The following is a 17,169-nucleotide window of genomic DNA, read 5'->3' as shown; positions in this document are numbered from 1 at the left end:
GAACCGCCGAGGCAGTGAGAGCAGTCATGTCGCGTCCAAGCCGTGCCGGCCGGGCCCACCGCGCCGGCGGTGCCGCGAGCGGGCGGGACGGAGCGCGGCGGTGAGCGGCGCGGACGGCGACAAGGCACTGCTCTCGGCCATCGAGGAACGGCTGGACCAGGGGAGCGCGCGAGGGCTGGCACATGCGGTGAGCCGCGCGATCCGGGACGGGGCGCTGCGGCCCGGGGACCGGCTGCCGCCGATCCGGCGGGTGGCCACCCAGCTCGCGCTCTCGCCCACCACGGTCAGCGCCGCCTGGTCGCTGCTGGCCCGCTCGGGCGCGATCCTCACCGAGGGCCGCCGCGGCACCCGGGTGGCCGATCCGGTGGCGCCCGGTGCCGTCCGCTACCGCAAGGCACTGCACCGGCAGGACGGCTTCGGCGCGGACTTCGGCCTGGACCTGTCCACCGGGGTGCCGGACGCGGAGCTGCTGCCCTCCCTGGCGCGCGCCTTCGCCCGGCTCACCACGGCCGGCACCCCGCAGAGCTATCTGGACGAGCCGGTCCTGCCGGAGCTGCTGGAGGTGCTGCGCGCCGACTGGCCGTACCCGGCCGGGATGCTGACCGTGGTGGACGGCGCCATGGACGCGCTGCACCAGGTGGCCGGCACGCTGCTGCGGTTCGGCGACCGGGTGGTGGTCGAGCACCCCTGCTTCCCGGCGCTGGTGGATCTGCTGGACGACGCCGGGGCGGAGATCACCCCGGTGCCGGTGGACGAGTCGGGCCTGCTGCCGCGGGCGCTGGCCGAGGCCCTGGCCGGAGGTCCGGCCCCGGCCGTCGCCGTCTTCCTCCAGCCGCGCGCCCAGAACCCGACCGGGGTCTCGATGAGCGAGGAGCGCGGGCGGCGGCTGGCCGAGGTGGTGGCGGACGCCGGCGTGCTCGCCGTGGAGGACGACTCGGCCGGGGCCGTCGCCGCCGCTCCGGCGGTCAGCCTGGGCCGGTGGATTCCGGAGCGTACCGTGCACATCCGCAGCTTCTCCAAGTCGCACGGCCCTGATCTGCGGATGGCCGCACTCAGCGGGCCGGACGATCTGATGCGTGATCTGCTGGCCCGCCGCCAGCTGGGCCAGGGCTGGAGCAGCCGGGTCCTGCAGCGGATTCTGCTCAGTCTGCTGACCGACCCGCAGACGGTGGCCGAGGTGGCGGTGGCCCGCGACGCCTACGCCGCCCGGCGGACCGCCCTGGTGACGGCGCTGGCCGGGCACGGGGTGCGGGCCGGCGGCAGCGACGGCCTCAACATCTGGGTGCCGGTGCACGACGAGGCGGCGGCCCTGGTACGGCTGGCCGGCCGGGGCATCGGGGTGGCCCCGGGCTCGCCGTTCCTGCTGCTGCCCGGGGACGGCAGCCACATCCGGGTCACCGCCGGGCTGGTCCGGGACGGCCACGAGGAGCTGGCCCGCGAACTGGCCGCGGCGGCCCGCACCGGCGCCTGGGGCGACCGCGGCCGGTGAGCCGCCGCGAGGCGCTGTGCCGGAGGGGCGGGTGCCGGCGGCGGGGCGGCCGGGCGTCAGACGCAGTAGGAGTCGGCGATCTCCAGGGCCCGGTCCAGGACGGCCAGGCCGTGGCGCACCTCCTCGGCGGTGATGGTGCACGGCGGCACCACATGGGTCCGGTTGAAGTGGACGAACGGCCAGAGTCCGCCCCGTCGGCAGGCCGCCGCGAACTCGTTCATCGGTGCCGCGTCCGGGCCCGAGGCGTTGAACGGGACCAGCGGTTCCCGGGTCTCCCGGTCGCGGACCAGCTCCAGTGCCCAGAACACGCCCAGGCCGCGCACCTCGCCCACCGAGGGGTGGCGTCCGGCCAGCTCGTGCAGGCCCGGGCCGATCACCTCCGCGCCCAGCCTGCGGACATGACCGAGGATGTCCTCGTCCCGGAAGATGGTGATCGAGACCACGGCGCTGGCGCAGGCCAGGGGGTGGCCGGAGTAGGTCAGGCCGCCGGGGTAGGGGCGGTCGTGGAAGGTGGCGGCCACGGCGTCGGAGAGCACCACCCCGCCGAGCGGCACGTAGCCGGAGTTGACGCCCTTGGCGAAGGTGATCAGATCGGGCGCCACCCCCCAGCGGTCGACGGCGAACCACTCGCCGCAGCGCCCGAAGCCGGCCATCACCTCGTCGGCGATGAGCACGATGCCGTACTCGTCGCACAGCTCCCGCACGCCCGCCAGGTAGCCGGGCGGCGGGACGAGGACGCCGTTCGTGCCGACCACCGTCTCCAGGATCAGCGCGGCGACGGTGTGCGGGCCCTCGGCGGTGACGGTCTGCCGCAGATGGTCCAGGGCACGGCGGGTCTCCTCCTCCTCGGTGTCGGCGTGGAAGGCGGAGCGGTAGAGGTAGGGGCCCCAGTAGCGGACCACGCCGGGCATGGCGGCGGTGTCCGAGGGCCAGCGGCGCGGCTCGCCGGTGAGCGCGATGGCGCCCGCCGTGGCGCCGTGGTAGCTGCGGTAGGCGGCCAGCACCTTGTGCCGCCCGGTGTGCAGCCGGGCCATCCGCACGGCGTGCTCGTTGGCCTCGGCACCGCCGTTGGTGAAGAAGACGGTGTCCAGGCCCTCCGGTGCGACGTCCGCGATCAGCCGGGCGGCCTCGGCGCGGGCGTCGTTGGCGAAGCCGGGGGCGACGGTGGCCAGCCGGGCCGCCTGTTCCTGGATACCGGCCACCAGCGCCGGGTGCTGGTGGCCGAGGTTGACGTTGACCAGCTGGGAGGAGAAGTCCAGATAGCGGTTGCCGTCGTAGTCCCAGAACCAGGAGCCGCGGGCGCCGGCCAGCGGCAGCGGGTCGATCCGGCCCTGGGCGGACCAGGAGTGGAAGACGTGCGCCCGGTCCGCCGCCCGCACCCGGGCACCGGCCTCCGGGTCGGGCACCGGTTCCGGCGCGGTGGGCGGCAGGGCGGCAGCGGCGGTGTCCGGCGTGGACGGAGACATGGCGGATTCCTCACGGAGCGCGGTGACGGGGGCAGGCGGCGGACCGGGCGCGGAGGGCGCCCGGCAGCCGGGGGCGGGCGGCGGTCCCGGCGGCGGGCGGCGCAGGGAGCGGCCGGTGCTCAGCGGGTGCGGGGGAAACCGAGATCGACCGAGGAGGACGCCGGGTCCGGCCAGCGGGTGGTGACGACCTTTCCGCGGGTGCAGAAGGTGATGCCCTCCGGCCCGTACATGTGGGCGTCGCCGAACAGGGAGGCCCGCCAGCCGCCGAAGGAGTGGTAGGCGACCGGCACCGGAATCGGCACATTGATGCCCACCATGCCGACCTCCACCTCGTTCTGGAAGCGGCGGGCCGCCCCGCCGTCCCGGGTGAAGACCGCGGTGCCGTTGGCGTACTGGTGGCCGTTGACCAGCGCCAGCCCCTCCTCGTAGCTGCGGACCCGGACCACGGACAGCACCGGGCCGAAGATCTCGTCGGTGTAGACGGTCATCTCCGGGGTGACCCGGTCCAGCAGGGTCGCGCCCAGGAAGTACCCGCCGGCCGGCACGTCGGCCGTCCGGCCGTCCACGACCACCTCGGCGCCCTGCTCGGCACCGGCAGCGATGTAGCCGGCCACCCGGTCCCGGTGCTCCTCGGTGATCAGCGGGCCCATGTCGGTGCCGGGCTCGCTGCCGTCCCCGACCTTCAGGCGGGGGATGCGTGCGGCGATGGCCGCCACCAGCGCGTCCGCCGTCTCGTCGCCGACCGCGACCGCGACCGACAGGGCCATGCAGCGCTCGCCGGCCGCGCCGTAGGCGGCGGAGACGATGGCGTCGGCGGCCATCGGGACATCGGCGTCCGGCAGTACCAGGGCGTGGTTCTTCGCCCCGCCGAGGGCCTGCACCCGCTTGTCGTGGGCGGTGCCGGTGCGGTAGACGGCGCGGGCGACCGGGGTGGAGCCGACGAAGCTGATCGCCCGCACCTCCGGGTGGCGCAGCAGGATGTCGACCGCTTCGCGGTCGCCCTGGAGCACGCTGAACACGCCGTCCGGCAGGCCCGCCTCCTGCCAGAGCCGGGCCAGGAAGAGGGAGGCCGAGGGGTCTTTCTCACTGGGCTTGAGGAGGAAGGCGTTGCCGCAGGCGAGGGCGTTGCCGCACATCCACAGCGGCACCATGGCCGGGAAGTTGAAGGGCGTGATGCCGGCCACCACGCCGAGCGGCTGGCGGGTGCTGTGGACGTCCACGCCGGTGGCCGCCTGCTCCGAGAAGCTGCCCTTCAGCAGATGCGGGACCCCGGTGGCGAATTCGATGTTCTCCAGGCCGCGCTGGATTTCGCCGACCGCATCGGCGAGCACCTTTCCGTGCTCGGCGGTGATCAGCTCGGCGAGTTCACCGGTGCGGGCGTGCAGCAGTTCCCGGAAGGCGAACAGCACGGCGGCGCGGCGGGAGAGCGAGGAGGTGCGCCATTCCCGGGCCGCCGCCGCGGCGCGGGCCACGGCGAATTCCGCGTCGGCGGCGTTGGCCAGCAGCACCTCACCCGTCTGTGCGCCGGTGGCGGGATTGCGGACGGGAGCGGTGCGGCCGGAGGTCCCGGAATACGGCCTGCCGTCGATCCAGTGGGGAATACGCGTGGTCATGGCGGGAATCATGTCGTGTGGCCGGAAGCTGTGACAACGGCTGTCTGTACTGTCACAAACGGCGCTCCGGAGCGTCGCCGGCGGCCGGTGGCGGGCCGCAACGGCTTGCCGGCTCGGACTCTTGACGGAACGGCCGGCCGGTGGCTTCATGGGAACCGGCGTTTTGGGAGCGCTCCCACTCCGTCTCGCGGTCCGTGGGAAGAAGGTGGAAGGCAGTGCGCATACGTCATGCCCTCAGAGCGGGCCTGGCCGCTCTGGCGCTGATCGCCGGAACGGCCCTGGTCCAGTCGGCCGGTGCCGCCCCGGCGGCGGCGGCCGACCCGGTGCGGATCATGCCGCTCGGCGACTCCATCACCGGCTCCCCGGGCTGCTGGCGCGCGGAGCTGTGGAACCAGCTCCAGGACGCCGGTTACACCGGCATCGACTTCGTCGGCACCCTGCCGCCGCAGGGCTGCGGCGCGGCCCACGACGGGGACAACGAAGGGCACGGCGGCTTCCTGGCCACCCGGGTCGCCTCGGAGAACCAGCTTCCCGGCTGGCTGTCGGCCACCCGGCCGGACGTGGTGATGATGCACTTCGGCACCAACGACGTCTGGAGCGGCATCGCGCCGGACACCATCCTGGCCGCCTACTCCACCCTGCTGGACCAGATGCGGGCGCAGAACCCGGACATCACCCTGCTCGTCGCGCAGATCATTCCGATGAACCCGAGCCAGTGCGGCGAGTGCGCGCAGCGGGTGGCGGACTTCAACGAGCGGATTCCGGGCTGGGCGCAGTCCGTCTCCACGGACCGCTCGCCGGTGATCGTGGTGGACCAGTGGACCGGCTTCTCCACCGCGACCGACACCTACGACGGGGTGCACCCCAACGCCGCCGGGGACGACAAGATCGCCGCCCGCTGGTTCCCGGCCCTCGCGCAGGTCCTGGACAGCGCCGCCGTCACCACCGGCACCACCACGACGACCAGCGAGGGAGCCACCAGCAGCACGAGCGAGGGCAGCACGAGCGAGGGCACCAGCGAGGGCACCACCACGGGATCGACCACCACCGGCTCCGAGACCTCCGGCGGGAGTGACGGCGGCCTCTACGGCACGTCCAGCGCCATCGGCGGTGCCGGCCGGCCCGAGACGCACGTCCGGTGCTCCACCTCGGGGCGCGTGGTGTCATCCTGGCCCGGCGGCTTCCAGGGCGAGGTGACCGTCACCAACGCCGGCGAGAACACCTGGGGCTCCTGGACCGCCTCGCTCACCCTGCACAACGGGGCCGAACTCACCCAGCTCTGGAACGCGTCGGTGACCGGCGTCACGGAGCACGGCAGCATCCGCATCGGCAGCCTCTCCTGGAACGGCGCCCTGGGCGCCGGGCAGTCCGCGACGTACGGCTTCATCGCCTCGCTGCCGGCCGGGGCCGGTGTCTCCGGGGCCCTGGGCTGTTCCGGCGTGCTGCCCTGAGCCCTTTCCGTCCGGTCCCCTCCGGGCCCGGCACGGGTGCTGCCACCACCCGTGCCGCAGAACGGCCGCGTCCCCAGCGCCAGGACGCGGCCGTTCGCTCTCCCGCCGCCCTCCCGCCGGGCCCGGGAACCCGCGTACCCTGTGACCGGCCGGCACATCAGCACAGGCGTCCACCAGCACACGGGACCGGGGAGCGGGGGCGGAACGGCGATGAGCAGGGATTCCGGGAGCACCTTCGGCGGCTTCGTGACCGCGGTGCTGATCGGCGCGGGCGCCGCCGCACTGCTGCACTGCGTACGGGACGAGGAACTCCGCACCGCCGGCGCATACGGCGCCGGGGTCTTCGGCATCGTGCTCCTCACCTACCTCATCGCCTCCCGGCTCACCGGCACCCGGCCGGCACCCGGCACCGGCGGCCGGATCACCGAACTGCCCCGCCAGCCCGAGACCTTCGCGCTCAGCGAGACCGAGCAGTGGCTGCGCCGCGCCCGCACCGCCGCCGACCGGCTCCGGGCGCACCGCGACAGCGGCGCGGCGGACGGCACCCTGGGCGCCGCGCTCACCGACGCCGCCTCCCACGCCCGCGCCGCCACCGAGCAGCTCACCCGGCGGGTGGAGGCGGTCACCGTGATCGACACCGCCACCTCGGACGGCGAGGACTCCCGCGAACTGCGCGGCGAGCAGATGCGGCTGGAGCGGGAGGCCGCGTCCCTGCCGGAGGGCGCTGTGCGCCGGGCCAAGGAGGCGTCCGCCCGGGCGGTGGGCGAACGTGCCGCCTCCCGGGAGCGGATGGAGGATCTGCGCACCGTGCTGGTGGCCACCGTGGAGACGCTCACGCTGCGGCTGGAGGCGGCCGCCGAGCACGGCGGCATGCTGCTCTCGCTGCAGGCCGCCGGCGACGCCGCGGCCTCGGACATCGACCTCACTCCGCTGACCACCGAACTGGAGGCCGTCCAGGCCGGACTGGAGGAGCTGGAGGAGCTCACCCAGCGCCTGCTCAGCGACTCCTGACCGCCTGCCGTACGGACACAACGCCGCAACTTCCGGCCCGGACGCCGGCCGTCACGCACTACCCTCGCCTCTCGGGTGCGCGTTGCCGGTGCGGAGGGGGAGAAATGGGCGGCTACCAGCCGAACGGAAGAGGGCCGGACGTCCGGGCGCCCCGCTGGACACCGCCCCCGTCGCCGTACGCGCCGCAGCCGCCGCGCCGGATGCCGCCGCGGCCCCTGGCCCTGGTGGTCACGGCCCTGGCCGCCGCGCTCGTCACCGCGCTGGCCTTCCTGCTGATCGAGTCCCCGTGGAACGGGGACGGCAAGGCCGGCCCCGCCCCTTCCGGCCCCGCCCCTTCCGGCTCACCGTCCCCCGCTCCCTCCCCTTCCGCCTCCCCGTCTCCGACTCCGTCGCCGTCCGAGCCGGCCTCCGGGCCCGGCGCGTCCGGCGAGGCGGACGAGGCGGCCACACCGCCGCCCCATCCGCTGCCCTCCCGGATCGCGTACCGGAACGTGCGGGACCCGGCCGGGTTCGGGCTGGCCGTCCCGGACGGCTGGGAGCGGGACTACGTCAGCGACCTGGAGATCTTCTACACCCCGGACAACCGCGAGCACCTGATCCAGATCAGTGTCGAGTCCGCCGCCGAGACCAGCCCCTACGACAACCTGGCCGGCGTCGAGCAGACCGTCTCCGCCCAGTTCCGGGACTACCGCCTGCTGAACCTGAGCAGGCTCGATGCCGCCCCGTTCGGCCCTGCCGAGCTGGAGTTCACCTACACCCACCCGCGCTTCGGCCCCCGCTACACCGTGGACCAGGTCTTCTACGGCGCGGACGGCCGCCGCTACGCGCTGCTCGCCGCCGGCCCGCTGTCCGAGCGGGGCAAGATCCGGGAGCTGTACCGCCGTGCCCTGGACTCCTGGTGCCTCACCGGCTGCCCCGCCGGCTGACGGCCTCCCGGCCCCCCGGAGCCGCGGGACCGGCCGCGGGCGGGACGGGCGTGGTCCTCGGCGGCGGAGCGGATGCCGGCGCCGGCCACCCCCGTCCCGCGGCGTCCCGTGGCGTCCCGTGGCTTGAGGGCTCCGGGGGAGGGTGACGGGGGATCAGGCGGTGGTGCGGCGGCGGTGGCGGGCGGCGGCGAGGACCGCGGCGCCGGCCACCAGGGCCACTCCCGCGCCGCCGGTGGCCCACAGGGTGGCGGCGTCGGCGCCGGTCTCGGCCAGGTCCTTGCCGCCGCCGTCCGTGCCCGCCCCGGCGGTCTCCTCCGAGCCGCCGTCCGGCGTCGGGTCGTTGCCGTCCTCCGCGGCCGGGGGCAGGATCTGCGTCCGGTAGCGGACGTGGTCCGAGACGGTGTGGTCATCCGGGTCCGTGGACTGCCCCAGGGTGGACAGGGTGAGCGGTCCGGGCGGGGCGTCGGCCGCGAAGCGCAGGCGGAGCCGCACGTCGAGCTGCTCGTCGGCGGCCAGGGAGAGGTGGCCGATGAACAGCCCGAAGACCTCGGCGGAGCCGCCGACCTCCACGGGACGCCAGGCGGGCTTCCCGTCGCCCAGGCCATGGACCTCCATCTCGATCTGCCCGGCCTTGAGGAAGTCGGCCTCGCCGAGCCCGCGCCCGAGGTTGAGGCCGATGGCGTACTCCCGGTACGCGCCCAGACCGGTGTTGTCCAGGCGCAGGGTCAGGGGCTGCCAGTCTGCGCCCGCGCGGAAGCCCTCCTCGGGGATGCCCTCCAGGGACATGGCGGGGCCGGTGACGGTCTCCGGGTCCTCCTCGCCCTCGGAGCTGCCGCCGGTGGAGGAGCCGATCGAGCTGGCGTACGAGGTGCTGAAGCCGGAGACGAAGCGGTCGCCCGCCTCCTCGTAGCCGTAGCCGTGCGCGCTGACCGAGAAGGGCACGTGCGGGGCGTCGGCGGTGAAGCCGAGCCGGACGCCGACCGAGGTGACCTCGCCGCCGGGGAGGTCGAGTTCGGCGATCGGGATGGTGAAGACCACGGCGCCGGACTCCGTCAGTTCGTACGGCTGCCAGGAACCGTCCTCGCCGCGGACCTCGATCCTCAGGTGCGATGCGTCGAGGTTGTTCTCGTAGTCGGCGACGCTGAGGACCGCCGTGAAGTCCGACAGCGTCGTGGCGCCGGTGTTGTCGTACCGCACCGTCAGTTCCACGGGGTCCCCGCCGGCCTCGAACGTCTCCGGTACGCCCTGGACGGTGACGCCCGGCTCGGCCAGTTCCGGCCGTTCCCCGTGCCCGTCCTGCGCGAACGAGGTGACGGTGGCCGCCGCCGGGGTCTGCGCGGTCGCCGGGGTGGCGGCGAGTGCGACCGGGGCCGCCACCGCCGCGGCCACGACCGCGATCGCGGTGCGTCTGAAGTTCACTGTCGTCCCTCCGGGTTGCGGACCCCTGGCGAAGGTCCGCCTGTGATGTGTGCAACAGGCAGCGACCCTAACGGGCGGCCGGGAGCGGTTCCGTGCCGGGCTCCAGGAGGAAAAGCGGAATGCCGGGCATTCCGGGCGGACGTGGGGAGGTGACTGCGGAGGTGACTGCGGAGGCCGGCGTTCTGCGTGCGCACGAGCGGTGAAGAAAGTGGCCGGCGAGTGGGGGACGGAACGGGCGTACAGGAGTAATGTGCGCGGTTCCCGGCCGCGTGTGTGTGACCCATGTCACGGATGGACATCCGGTGCCGCGCGGGTGGCCGGGAGTGACAGTGCAGTGCAGGCGGCAAGCCAAGGGGGGCTTGAGATGAGCCAGCAGAATCCCGGACCGGAGTGGGCCGGGCAGCATCCCGGCCCGCAGTGGGCGCAGCCGGGCCCGTTCCGGCCCGTGGAGCCCGATCCCCGGCCGATGCACCGGCGGCCGAAGTTCTGGGCGGCCGTGGCGGTGACGTATGTGGTGGCCCTGGGCTGCGGGGCCGCGGTCGCCGGCGGCGGCACCGGGGACGACGGGGACGGGGCGCAGGCCGCCGCCGGGGCGGAGGCGACGGTCACGGCCACGGCGACGGCCACCGCGACCGAGACCGTCACCGCCGAGCCGGAGGCCGCCCCGACCGTCACCGAGACGAAGGAGGTGGAGGTGGTGGTCACCGAGACGGTGACCGAGCGGGCGGCGGTGGCGGACGGCTCGTCCGGCGGCAGCGGCGGTGACGGCGGCAGCGGGAACAGCGGTGGCGGCAGCGTGTACTACGAGAACTGCTCCGCGGCCCGGGCGGCGGGCGATACGCCGCTCTACCGGGGCGATCCCGGCTACGCCTCGCACCTGGACCGGGACAACGACGGCGTGGCCTGCGAGTAGCCGCGGCCGGGCGGGCACCGGGCGCGGTGTCCCCGGCCGGGTGGCGGCCGGGGACACCGCGCCGGGCGGCGGGCGCTCAGGGCTGGGGGCGGTGGAGCAGGGAGACCAGGACCTCGTGCAGCACCTCGTGGTCGCGGGGGTCGTGCAGCCGGAACGGGCCGCCGTCCACCGTGTACCACTCGGCCGCGCCCGCGTAGCGGATGCGCAGCACCAGGGTGCCGTCCGGCTCCGCCGCCGTGAGCAGCTCCAGCTCTCCGGAGATGACGCCGACCTCCCGGGTCATCACGCCGCCCCGGGGGGCCTTGAAAACCGTGGTGCGTTCTGTCGTACCGCTCATGATGTCCGTCATAGCCGACATCTCAGCACGGCTGCCACCCGGGCGGGTGGCAGCCGCGGCCGAGCTGCGGCCGGGTCGTCGGCCGGGATCGCCCGGCCGGGGTGGGCGGCGGTCAGCAGTAGGTGTTGAGCATGGACTGCAGGGCGGACTTCTCCGCGGAGTCCACCTTGAGGTTCCAGTGGTACTTCACATGGATCCACATCTTGGCGTAGGTGCAGCGGTAGGCGGTGCGGGGCTGCCAGTCGGCCGGGTCCTGGTCGCCCTTGGAGCGGTTGGAGCCGGCGCTCACCGCGATGAGCTGCGGCCAGTACAGGTCGTTCGCGAAGTCGCCCCGCTTGCTGGTGGTCCAGGAGCTGGCGCCGGAACGCCAGGCCTCGGCCAGCGGGATGACGTGGTCGATGTCCACGTCGCCGGCCGCGGAGAGGGTGACCCCGTCGTACTGGCTGTACCAGGTGCCGGAGGTGGGCTGGCAGTTGGAGTTGACGACGACGTTGGAGCCGTCCCGCTTCAGCACGGTCTGGCGGGCGGTGCAGCCGCCGCTGCTGCGCCAGTGCGGGAACAGGTCGCGGGAGTAGCCGGCGGTGGAGCCCTCGGCGGCCACGGTCAGCCGGCCGAGCTCGTACTGCGCGGTGGACAGGCTGGGGATGCGCGGGGGAGCGGCCGAGGCGGGCGGGCTGAGCAGGAAGAGCAGCATGGCCGCGGTGGCCAGTACGGCCGGCAGGGCCAGCAGGAGGCTGCGCTTCCGGGCACCGGTGCCGGTGCCGGCTGTGATGCCGGCGCCGGACATGGCGGGGGCGGGGGCGGGGACGGGTGTGGGGGTGCGGGACATCAGGCTGCCTTCCGAAGAATTGTTCGTCGGGGGACGTCCTGAGGGATTGTCCGGACCGGACGTAACGCGTCCATGACAAGTTCTCCGCAAGTCGATTAACCTTCTACGCGGGTTGCGCCAACGGCCGGAGAACTCCGCCCCGTTCATGCCTCGCCCCCGCCCTCGCACCCGCACCCGCACCCGCCCCCGGGCACGCGGCGGGCGGCCAACGGCGGCCTCAGACCGTGCGGAGCACCACGCTGCCGACGATCTTGTCGGTGAAGGACTGCTTCCGCGCATCCCAGGCCGGCCACAGACAGCCGAGCAGGCACGGCAGCAGATTGACCGGGGCCAGAAGCTGGCGCACCAGCGCCCGGCCGAGGCCCGGCGGTCCTCCCGTGGACCGGCGCAGCACCTGGATGCCCAGCGCCACGCGCCCCGGCGTGCGGCCCGTGGCGCCCAGCATCCAGCACAGGGCACCCCGGCCGGCCAGCCACAGCAGCCCGCCCGCCACGACGGCCGCGGACGGCCACCCGGCGTCCCGGTCGCCGGCGGTGAGCAGCACGACGGCCGGCACCGTCCCGGTCAGCAGGCCGTCCAGCACGCGGGCCAGGAAGCGCGCACCCCAGCTCGCGTAGTCGTGCGGAGCCGGAGCCGGCCCCTGCGGCGGGACGGCGGCGGCCTCGGCGGGCCACTCCGGGCGGCCCTGCTGGACGGGGAAGCCGGGCTGCGACGGCTGCGGCGGATGGCTCACGGAGGTCTTCCTCGCAAGGTCGGAACGCGTGGTTTTCGTACCGGCATTCGACCGCCCGGCGCGGTGGCTTGTCCAGGGCGGTCGGTGCCGCGGCCGGGCGCCGCGGACGGCATCGGGGCCGCGTGCCCGGGCCGGCGGACGGCCGGGATTGGTGGTCCGGCGGCGGCATCCGGGAAGATGGGGGGCATGAGCGCCCAGATTCTCGACGGCAAGGCCACCGCGGCCGCCATCAAGTCCGACCTCGCCACCCGCGTCACCGTCCTCAAGGAGGCCGGTGTCACGCCCGGCCTGGGCACCCTGCTGGTCGGGGACGACGTCGGCAGTCAGAAGTACGTGGCCGGCAAGCACCGCGACTGCGCCGCCGTGGGCATCGCCTCCCTCCAGAAGGAGCTGCCGGGCACCGCCGGCCAGCAGGAGATCGAGGCGGTGGTGCGCGAGCTGAACGAGGACCCGGCCTGCACCGGCTACATCGTGCAGCTCCCGCTGCCGCGCGGCATCGACACCAACCGCGTGCTGGAGCTGATGGACCCGGCCAAGGACGCCGACGGCCTCCACCCGATGAACCTGGGCCGGCTGGTGCTCAACGAGACCGCGCCGCTGCCCTGCACCCCCAACGGCATCATCTACCTGCTCCGCCGCTACGGCGTGGAGATCAGCGGCGCCGATGTGGTGGTGGTCGGGCGCGGCACCACGGTCGGACGCACCCTGCCGCTGCTGCTCACCCGCCGCAGCGAGAACGCCACCGTCACCCAGTGCCACACCGGCACCCGGGACCTCGCCGCGCACCTGCGCCGGGCGGACATCGTCGTGGCCGCGGCCGGCGTGCCGCACCTGGTCAAGCCGGAGGACGTCAAGCCGGGCGCGGCCGTGCTCGACGTGGGCGTCAGCCGGGACGAGTACGGCAGGATCGTGGGCGATGTGCACCCCGGGGTGCGGGAGGTCGCCGGCTGGGTCTCGCCCAACCCGGGCGGTGTCGGGCCGATGACCCGGGCCATGCTGCTGGAGAACGTGGTGCTGAGGGCGGAACGGGCCGCCGGACTGCGCCGGGACTGACCGGGGGATGGTGGTCGAGGTGACGACGGAGCGGGGCGGCTCCCGCCGCTACCCGGCGGTGACCACGGACACCGCCACACCGCAGGGCGGCCGCCGCACCGCGGGCGGCGCCTACCCGGCGCCGATCCGGCAGTGGCCGCTGCTGGCGGTGCTGGCCGGCACGCTGACCGGCCTGCTGGTGATGACGGTGGGCGACTTCCGGATCGGGCTGCTGATCGTGGGCTGCGCCATGCTCGGCGGGTGCGTGCTGCGCCTGGTGCTGCCGGCCGTGGGGATGCTGGCCGTACGGTCCCGCTTCACCGATGTGATGACCTACGGGCTGCTGGGCGCCCTGATCGTGGTGCTGACGCTGATGGCGCAGCCGGACCCGTGGCTGGAACTGCCGTTCCTGAAGAACATACTGCGCTTCTCCGCCGGCGATTAGCCCCGCGGTCCGCCGGCCGTCCGGGCCCGCCGCCCGGCGCGCTCCGGCCCCGGGCTCGGCCGACTGCCGGGCTCAGCCGACGGTGTGGGAGGCGGGCGGACGGTCCTCGGCCTCCGCCTCCAGCCGCTCCAGCACGTCCTCCACCGTGCGGCCGGTCCAGGCGGCGACCTGGTCCGGGTGCTCCGCCACCCACTGGGCCGCCGCGCCCTCCGGCGTCAGGCCCTCTCCCGCGATCAGCCGGGCCACCTCGTTCTGGTCCTCCGTGGACCAGCGGAACGCCTGGAGGAACTCCACCGCCCGGCCGCCCGCCTCGGCGAAACCGGCGTTGAGGTACTTGCGCAGCGGGATCTCCGGGTAGCCGCAGCGCACCCGCTCCGGGTCGGTGCGGCAGCCGAACGTGTAGGGCGGCAGCTCCACCTCGGTCATGTCTATCTCGGCGTTGAGCCAGTGCGGCTGCCACCAGTTGGCCAGCACCGGCAGGCCGGTGCGGTCGGCCGTGCGCAGCGCCGCGATCAGCTCCTCCTCGCTGCCCGCCGCCACCACGGTCAGGTCCAGGCCGAGCTGCTCGATCAGGCTCTGGTCGAAGGTGGCGTCGTCCGGGTGGCCGAGCAGCAGCCGACCGCGGTCGCCGGTGTCCGAGGTGGCGAAGTCGTCGGTGTGCTCGGCCAGGCCCTCCCAGGTGCGCACCTCGGGGTGGGCCATGGCGTAGTCGCTGTTCACGAACCAGCCGACGTGTCCGACCGGGCCCAGCTCCCCGGCCGGGACCACGCTCTGGCGCTGGCGCGCGTAGAGCTTCTCCTTGCCGGGGCTGCCGCCCCAGTCCTCCAGGATCACGTGCGCCTGGCCGGAGTCCAGCATGTCCCAGGCCCGCTCCTGGTCGGCGTCGACGAGCTTGACCGGGATGCCGAGCTGCTGCTCCAGGACGTACGCGGCGACGGCGGCGTTGGCCTGCCCGCCGGCCCAGCCCGGCACCGCGATGATCACCTCGCCGTCGAAGCCGATCGTGACCGAGGCGTCCGTCTCCTCGCTCTCGTCGCCCCTGGCGTTGCCGGGGACGCAGCCGCCGAGCATGCCCAGTGTGCTCAGTGTGGTCAAAGTCGCCAGGAGCACCCGGACGGGCAGCTCGGAGCGGCCCTGGCGGCTGGCCTTCATCTGGACGTGTCTCCACTGTGTCGGTCGGCGTTCCACAGACACAGTAGTCACACCGGTCGGCCCCGGGAAGCGGAGGCGGTGAAGACCGCTGCACCGTGCATGCGGGGCGGGCCGGCCCGGCCGGGCGGGCCGGCCCGGCCGGGCGGGCCGGCCGGGCCGGTGAGGCCGGTGGGACGGGAGGACCCGTCGGGGCTCAGCCCTCGGCGGGCAGCCAGGAGGCGACCTTGTCCGGGTTCTCCGCCACCCACTGCTCGGCGGCGGCGTCCGCCTCCATGCCCTCGCCCTGGATCAGCTGGGCCACGTACTCCTGGTCGGCGGTGTCCCACTGGAAGTTCTTCAGGAACTCCGCGGCCTTCCCGCCGTTCTCGGCGAAGTCCGCGTTCAGGTACTTGGGCAGATTCACGTCCGGGTAGGCGCAGGCGACCTTGGAGAGATCCTCGTAGCACTCCTCGCTGTACGGCGGCAGCTCCACCTCGACCAGTTCCACCTCGGCGTTCAGCCAGTGCGGGGTCCACCAGTAGGTGAGCAGCGGTGTGCCGTCCCGGTCGGCGCGCTGGATGGCGGAGATCAGGGCCTCCTCGCTGCCCGCCTCGACCACCTGGAAGTCCAGGCCGAGCTCGCGCACGATCTCCTTGTCGTAGCTGGTGTAGCCGGGGTCGCCGTTGAGGAGCTGGCCCTTGTCGCCGGACTCGGCGGTGCGGAAGTCCTCGGCCAGGCCGTTCAGGCCCTCCCAGGTCTTCACCTCGGGGTGGGCGTCCGCGTACGCCTTGGGCACGAACCAGCCGATGTGGCCGACCACGCCCAGCTCGCCGCCGGGCACCACGGACTTCTTCTCCTCCAGGTACAGCTGCTCCTTCTCCGGGGCGCCGCCCCAGTCCTCCAGGATGGCGTGGATGGAGCCGTCGTCCAGTCCGTCCCAGGCCAGGGTCTCGTCGATCTGGTTCACCTTCACGGTGACGTCCAGCTCGTTCTCCAGCACGTACTTGGCGACGGCGACGTTGGCGGCGGCGCCGACCCAGTTCGGCTCCGCCAGGACCACCGTGTCGTAGCCCTGGCCGCCGCCGTCGGTGCTGCCGCCGTCCTTGCTGCCGGCGTCGGGCTTGCCGGTGTCGGCGGCGCCGCAGGCGGTCAGGGTCAGCAGGGCGGCCAGGGCCCCGGTGCCGGCGGCGAGGGCGGTGCGGCGGGCGGGCGTGCGGTTTCGCATGGGTTGTTTCTCCTTGCTGGGGTTGTGAGAAGTCGCCGGGCGGGCCCGGCTCGGAAAGCGGCAGGGCACGGCCGCGGCGGTGCCCCGGCCGGTGCCGCGGCGGTGCCGCGGACCGGGGCGGCCGGTTCGGGACCGGGGCCGTTCAGGAGCGGGACCTCCGGCGGCCCCGGGCGCCGGAGGCGCCGGTGTCGGGCTGGGTGATCCGGTCCAGCAGCACGCCCAGGCAGACGATGGCCGCGCCGGCCGGCAGGCCCACGCCCAGGTCGCCGCGCTGGAGCCCGTAGACGGTGTCGAAGCCCAGGGCTCCGCCGCCGACCAGGCCGCCGACCACCACCACGGCCAGCACCAGGACCACGCCCTGGTTGACGGCCAGCAGCAACTGGGCCCGGGCCAGCGGAAGCTGCACCTGGCGCAGCTGCTGCCAGGGCGAGGCGCCCAGCGAGCGGGACGCCTCCACCACGGTGGTGTCCACCTGCCGCACCCCCTGGGTGGTGATCCGCACCACGGCCGGCAGCGCGTACACCACGGCAGCGGTGATGGCCGCGATCCGTCCGACGCCGAACAGCGCCACCACCGGGATCAGATAGATGAACTGCGGCATGGTCTGGAGCACGTCCAGCACCGGGCGCAGCAGCCGTTCCAGCAGCGTGTGGCGGGCGGCCAGGATGCCGAGGGCGAAGCCGATCAGCAGGGTGAGCAGCAGGGCGCCCAGCACCTGGGAAAGGGTGTTGAGGGACTTGTCCCACAGCCCGAGCACCCCGATGGCGGCGAGCGCGGAGACCGCGGTGAGCGCGCTGCGCCAGCGGCCCGCCAGAAAGCCGAGCACCCCGGCCAGCGGCAGCAGTGCCCACCAGGGCACGGCCATCAGGCCGTCGCGCAGCGGGTTGAGCACCCACAGGGTGAAGTTCTCGGCCCAGGTGAGGGTGCCGCCGACCAGCGGAACGCCGGAGCCGAGGTTCTCCACCATCCAGTCCACGGTGTCGTTGACCGGGCCGGCGATGGACAGCGTCCAGCCGTCCGGCCAGTCCTGCCGGCCGAGCAGTACCCGGCCGAGCAGCCAGGCGGCGGCGGTGGCCGCCACGGTGGCGACGAGCGGCAGCGCAGCGGGCGGCAGCGGCCGGGCGGCGGCCGGGCGGGTGCCGCCCGGGC

The 17,169-nt window shown here is 74.3% G+C and carries 16 protein-coding genes; 7 read left to right on the top strand and 9 right to left on the bottom strand.

What is annotated here, in order from left to right:
- Positions 1-100 precede the first annotated feature (100 nt).
- The gene (locus GQS09_RS15055; RefSeq protein ID WP_207957850.1) at positions 101-1,489 is read left to right on the top strand and encodes an aminotransferase class I/II-fold pyridoxal phosphate-dependent enzyme; all 1,389 of its coding nucleotides are present in this window, start codon (positions 101-103) and stop codon (positions 1,487-1,489) included.
- A 56-nt stretch (positions 1,490-1,545) separates the two neighbouring features.
- Here GQS09_RS15055 and GQS09_RS15050 read toward each other — a convergent pair whose 3' ends face one another.
- Together GQS09_RS15050 and GQS09_RS15045 are read right to left on the bottom strand one after the other, a co-directional pair.
- Positions 1,546-2,955 (bottom strand): aspartate aminotransferase family protein, encoded by a 1,410-nt coding sequence (locus tag GQS09_RS15050; RefSeq protein ID WP_165986573.1) that lies wholly within the window; start codon positions 2,953-2,955, stop codon positions 1,546-1,548.
- 119 nt (positions 2,956-3,074) lie between these two features.
- Positions 3,075-4,568 (bottom strand): CoA-acylating methylmalonate-semialdehyde dehydrogenase, encoded by a 1,494-nt coding sequence (locus GQS09_RS15045; RefSeq protein WP_165986572.1) that lies wholly within the window; start codon positions 4,566-4,568, stop codon positions 3,075-3,077.
- Between the two features lie 215 nt (positions 4,569-4,783).
- Here GQS09_RS15045 and GQS09_RS15040 point away from each other — a divergent pair, with 215 nt between their 5' ends.
- The 3 genes from GQS09_RS15040 (at position 4,784) to GQS09_RS15030 (ending at position 7,956) form a co-directional block, all read left to right on the top strand.
- Positions 4,784-6,019 (top strand): GDSL-type esterase/lipase family protein, encoded by a 1,236-nt coding sequence (locus GQS09_RS15040; RefSeq protein ID WP_313896147.1) that lies wholly within the window; start codon positions 4,784-4,786, stop codon positions 6,017-6,019.
- A gap of 210 nt (positions 6,020-6,229) precedes the next feature.
- Entirely contained in the window at positions 6,230-7,030 is an 801-nt protein-coding gene (locus GQS09_RS15035; protein WP_165986571.1) for a hypothetical protein, read from the top strand.
- A gap of 104 nt (positions 7,031-7,134) precedes the next feature.
- The gene (locus tag GQS09_RS15030) at positions 7,135-7,956 is read left to right on the top strand and encodes a hypothetical protein (protein ID WP_165986570.1); all 822 of its coding nucleotides are present in this window, start codon (positions 7,135-7,137) and stop codon (positions 7,954-7,956) included.
- A 153-nt stretch (positions 7,957-8,109) separates the two neighbouring features.
- Here GQS09_RS15030 and GQS09_RS15025 read toward each other — a convergent pair whose 3' ends face one another.
- Positions 8,110-9,375 (bottom strand): hypothetical protein, encoded by a 1,266-nt coding sequence (locus GQS09_RS15025; protein ID WP_165986569.1) that lies wholly within the window; start codon positions 9,373-9,375, stop codon positions 8,110-8,112.
- Positions 9,376-9,739: 364 nt separating this feature from the next.
- Between GQS09_RS15025 and GQS09_RS15020 the strand changes: the two genes are divergently transcribed.
- Entirely contained in the window at positions 9,740-10,288 is a 549-nt protein-coding gene (locus GQS09_RS15020; protein WP_243761432.1) for an excalibur calcium-binding domain-containing protein, read from the top strand.
- A 76-nt stretch (positions 10,289-10,364) separates the two neighbouring features.
- Here the strand turns inward: GQS09_RS15020 and GQS09_RS15015 are convergent, their stop codons facing one another.
- From GQS09_RS15015 to GQS09_RS30390, 3 genes are all read right to left on the bottom strand, one after another.
- The gene (locus GQS09_RS15015) at positions 10,365-10,625 is read right to left on the bottom strand and encodes a hypothetical protein (protein WP_165986568.1); all 261 of its coding nucleotides are present in this window, start codon (positions 10,623-10,625) and stop codon (positions 10,365-10,367) included.
- 112 nt (positions 10,626-10,737) lie between these two features.
- On the bottom strand, positions 10,738-11,412 hold the full coding sequence (locus GQS09_RS15010; RefSeq protein WP_165986582.1) for an HNH endonuclease family protein: 675 nt from the start codon (positions 11,410-11,412) through the stop codon (positions 10,738-10,740).
- A 259-nt stretch (positions 11,413-11,671) separates the two neighbouring features.
- Positions 11,672-12,187, bottom strand: a complete 516-nt coding sequence (locus GQS09_RS30390) for an RDD family protein (protein ID WP_165986567.1) — start codon at positions 12,185-12,187, stop codon at positions 11,672-11,674.
- A gap of 186 nt (positions 12,188-12,373) precedes the next feature.
- Here GQS09_RS30390 and GQS09_RS15000 point away from each other — a divergent pair, with 186 nt between their 5' ends.
- Positions 12,374-13,240 (top strand): bifunctional methylenetetrahydrofolate dehydrogenase/methenyltetrahydrofolate cyclohydrolase, encoded by an 867-nt coding sequence (locus GQS09_RS15000; protein WP_165986566.1) that lies wholly within the window; start codon positions 12,374-12,376, stop codon positions 13,238-13,240.
- 19 nt (positions 13,241-13,259) lie between these two features.
- Positions 13,260-13,664, top strand: a complete 405-nt coding sequence (locus GQS09_RS14995) for a DUF3017 domain-containing protein (RefSeq protein ID WP_313896146.1) — start codon at positions 13,260-13,262, stop codon at positions 13,662-13,664.
- A 72-nt stretch (positions 13,665-13,736) separates the two neighbouring features.
- Here the strand turns inward: GQS09_RS14995 and GQS09_RS14990 are convergent, their stop codons facing one another.
- From GQS09_RS14990 to GQS09_RS14980, 3 genes are all read right to left on the bottom strand, one after another.
- The gene (locus GQS09_RS14990) at positions 13,737-14,816 is read right to left on the bottom strand and encodes a glycine betaine ABC transporter substrate-binding protein (RefSeq protein WP_165986564.1); all 1,080 of its coding nucleotides are present in this window, start codon (positions 14,814-14,816) and stop codon (positions 13,737-13,739) included.
- Between the two features lie 193 nt (positions 14,817-15,009).
- Positions 15,010-16,020 carry a glycine betaine ABC transporter substrate-binding protein gene (locus tag GQS09_RS14985; protein WP_165986563.1) on the bottom strand — a complete coding sequence of 337 codons (1,011 nt, stop codon included), beginning with the start codon at positions 16,018-16,020 and terminating at the stop codon, positions 15,010-15,012.
- 142 nt (positions 16,021-16,162) lie between these two features.
- The coding region (locus tag GQS09_RS14980) for a proline/glycine betaine ABC transporter permease (RefSeq protein WP_165986562.1) at positions 16,163-17,169 on the bottom strand (1,007 nt) is incomplete at its 5' end.

This window comes from Streptomyces sp. YIM 98790 (genome assembly GCF_011421595.1).
Lineage (GTDB): Bacteria > Actinomycetota > Actinomycetes > Streptomycetales > Streptomycetaceae > Streptomyces.
Note: the sequence above shows the minus strand (reverse complement) of the source record. Positions and strands in the feature narration are given on the sequence as shown.

Coding starts and splice junctions, on each gene's coding strand:
- GQS09_RS15050 (WP_165986573.1), bottom strand. CDS start 2,955: ATGTCTCCGTCCACGCCGGACACCGCCGCTGCCGCCCTGCCGCCCACC.
- GQS09_RS15045 (WP_165986572.1), bottom strand. CDS start 4,568: ATGACCACGCGTATTCCCCACTGGATCGACGGCAGGCCGTATTCCGGG.
- GQS09_RS15035 (WP_165986571.1), top strand. CDS start 6,230: ATGAGCAGGGATTCCGGGAGCACCTTCGGCGGCTTCGTGACCGCGGTG.
- GQS09_RS15030 (WP_165986570.1), top strand. CDS start 7,135: ATGGGCGGCTACCAGCCGAACGGAAGAGGGCCGGACGTCCGGGCGCCC.
- GQS09_RS15020 (WP_243761432.1), top strand. CDS start 9,740: ATGAGCCAGCAGAATCCCGGACCGGAGTGGGCCGGGCAGCATCCCGGC.
- GQS09_RS15015 (WP_165986568.1), bottom strand. CDS start 10,625: ATGAGCGGTACGACAGAACGCACCACGGTTTTCAAGGCCCCCCGGGGC.
- GQS09_RS15010 (WP_165986582.1), bottom strand. CDS start 11,412: ATGTCCGGCGCCGGCATCACAGCCGGCACCGGCACCGGTGCCCGGAAG.
- GQS09_RS15000 (WP_165986566.1), top strand. CDS start 12,374: ATGAGCGCCCAGATTCTCGACGGCAAGGCCACCGCGGCCGCCATCAAG.
- GQS09_RS14990 (WP_165986564.1), bottom strand. CDS start 14,816: ATGAAGGCCAGCCGCCAGGGCCGCTCCGAGCTGCCCGTCCGGGTGCTC.
- GQS09_RS14985 (WP_165986563.1), bottom strand. CDS start 16,020: ATGCGAAACCGCACGCCCGCCCGCCGCACCGCCCTCGCCGCCGGCACC.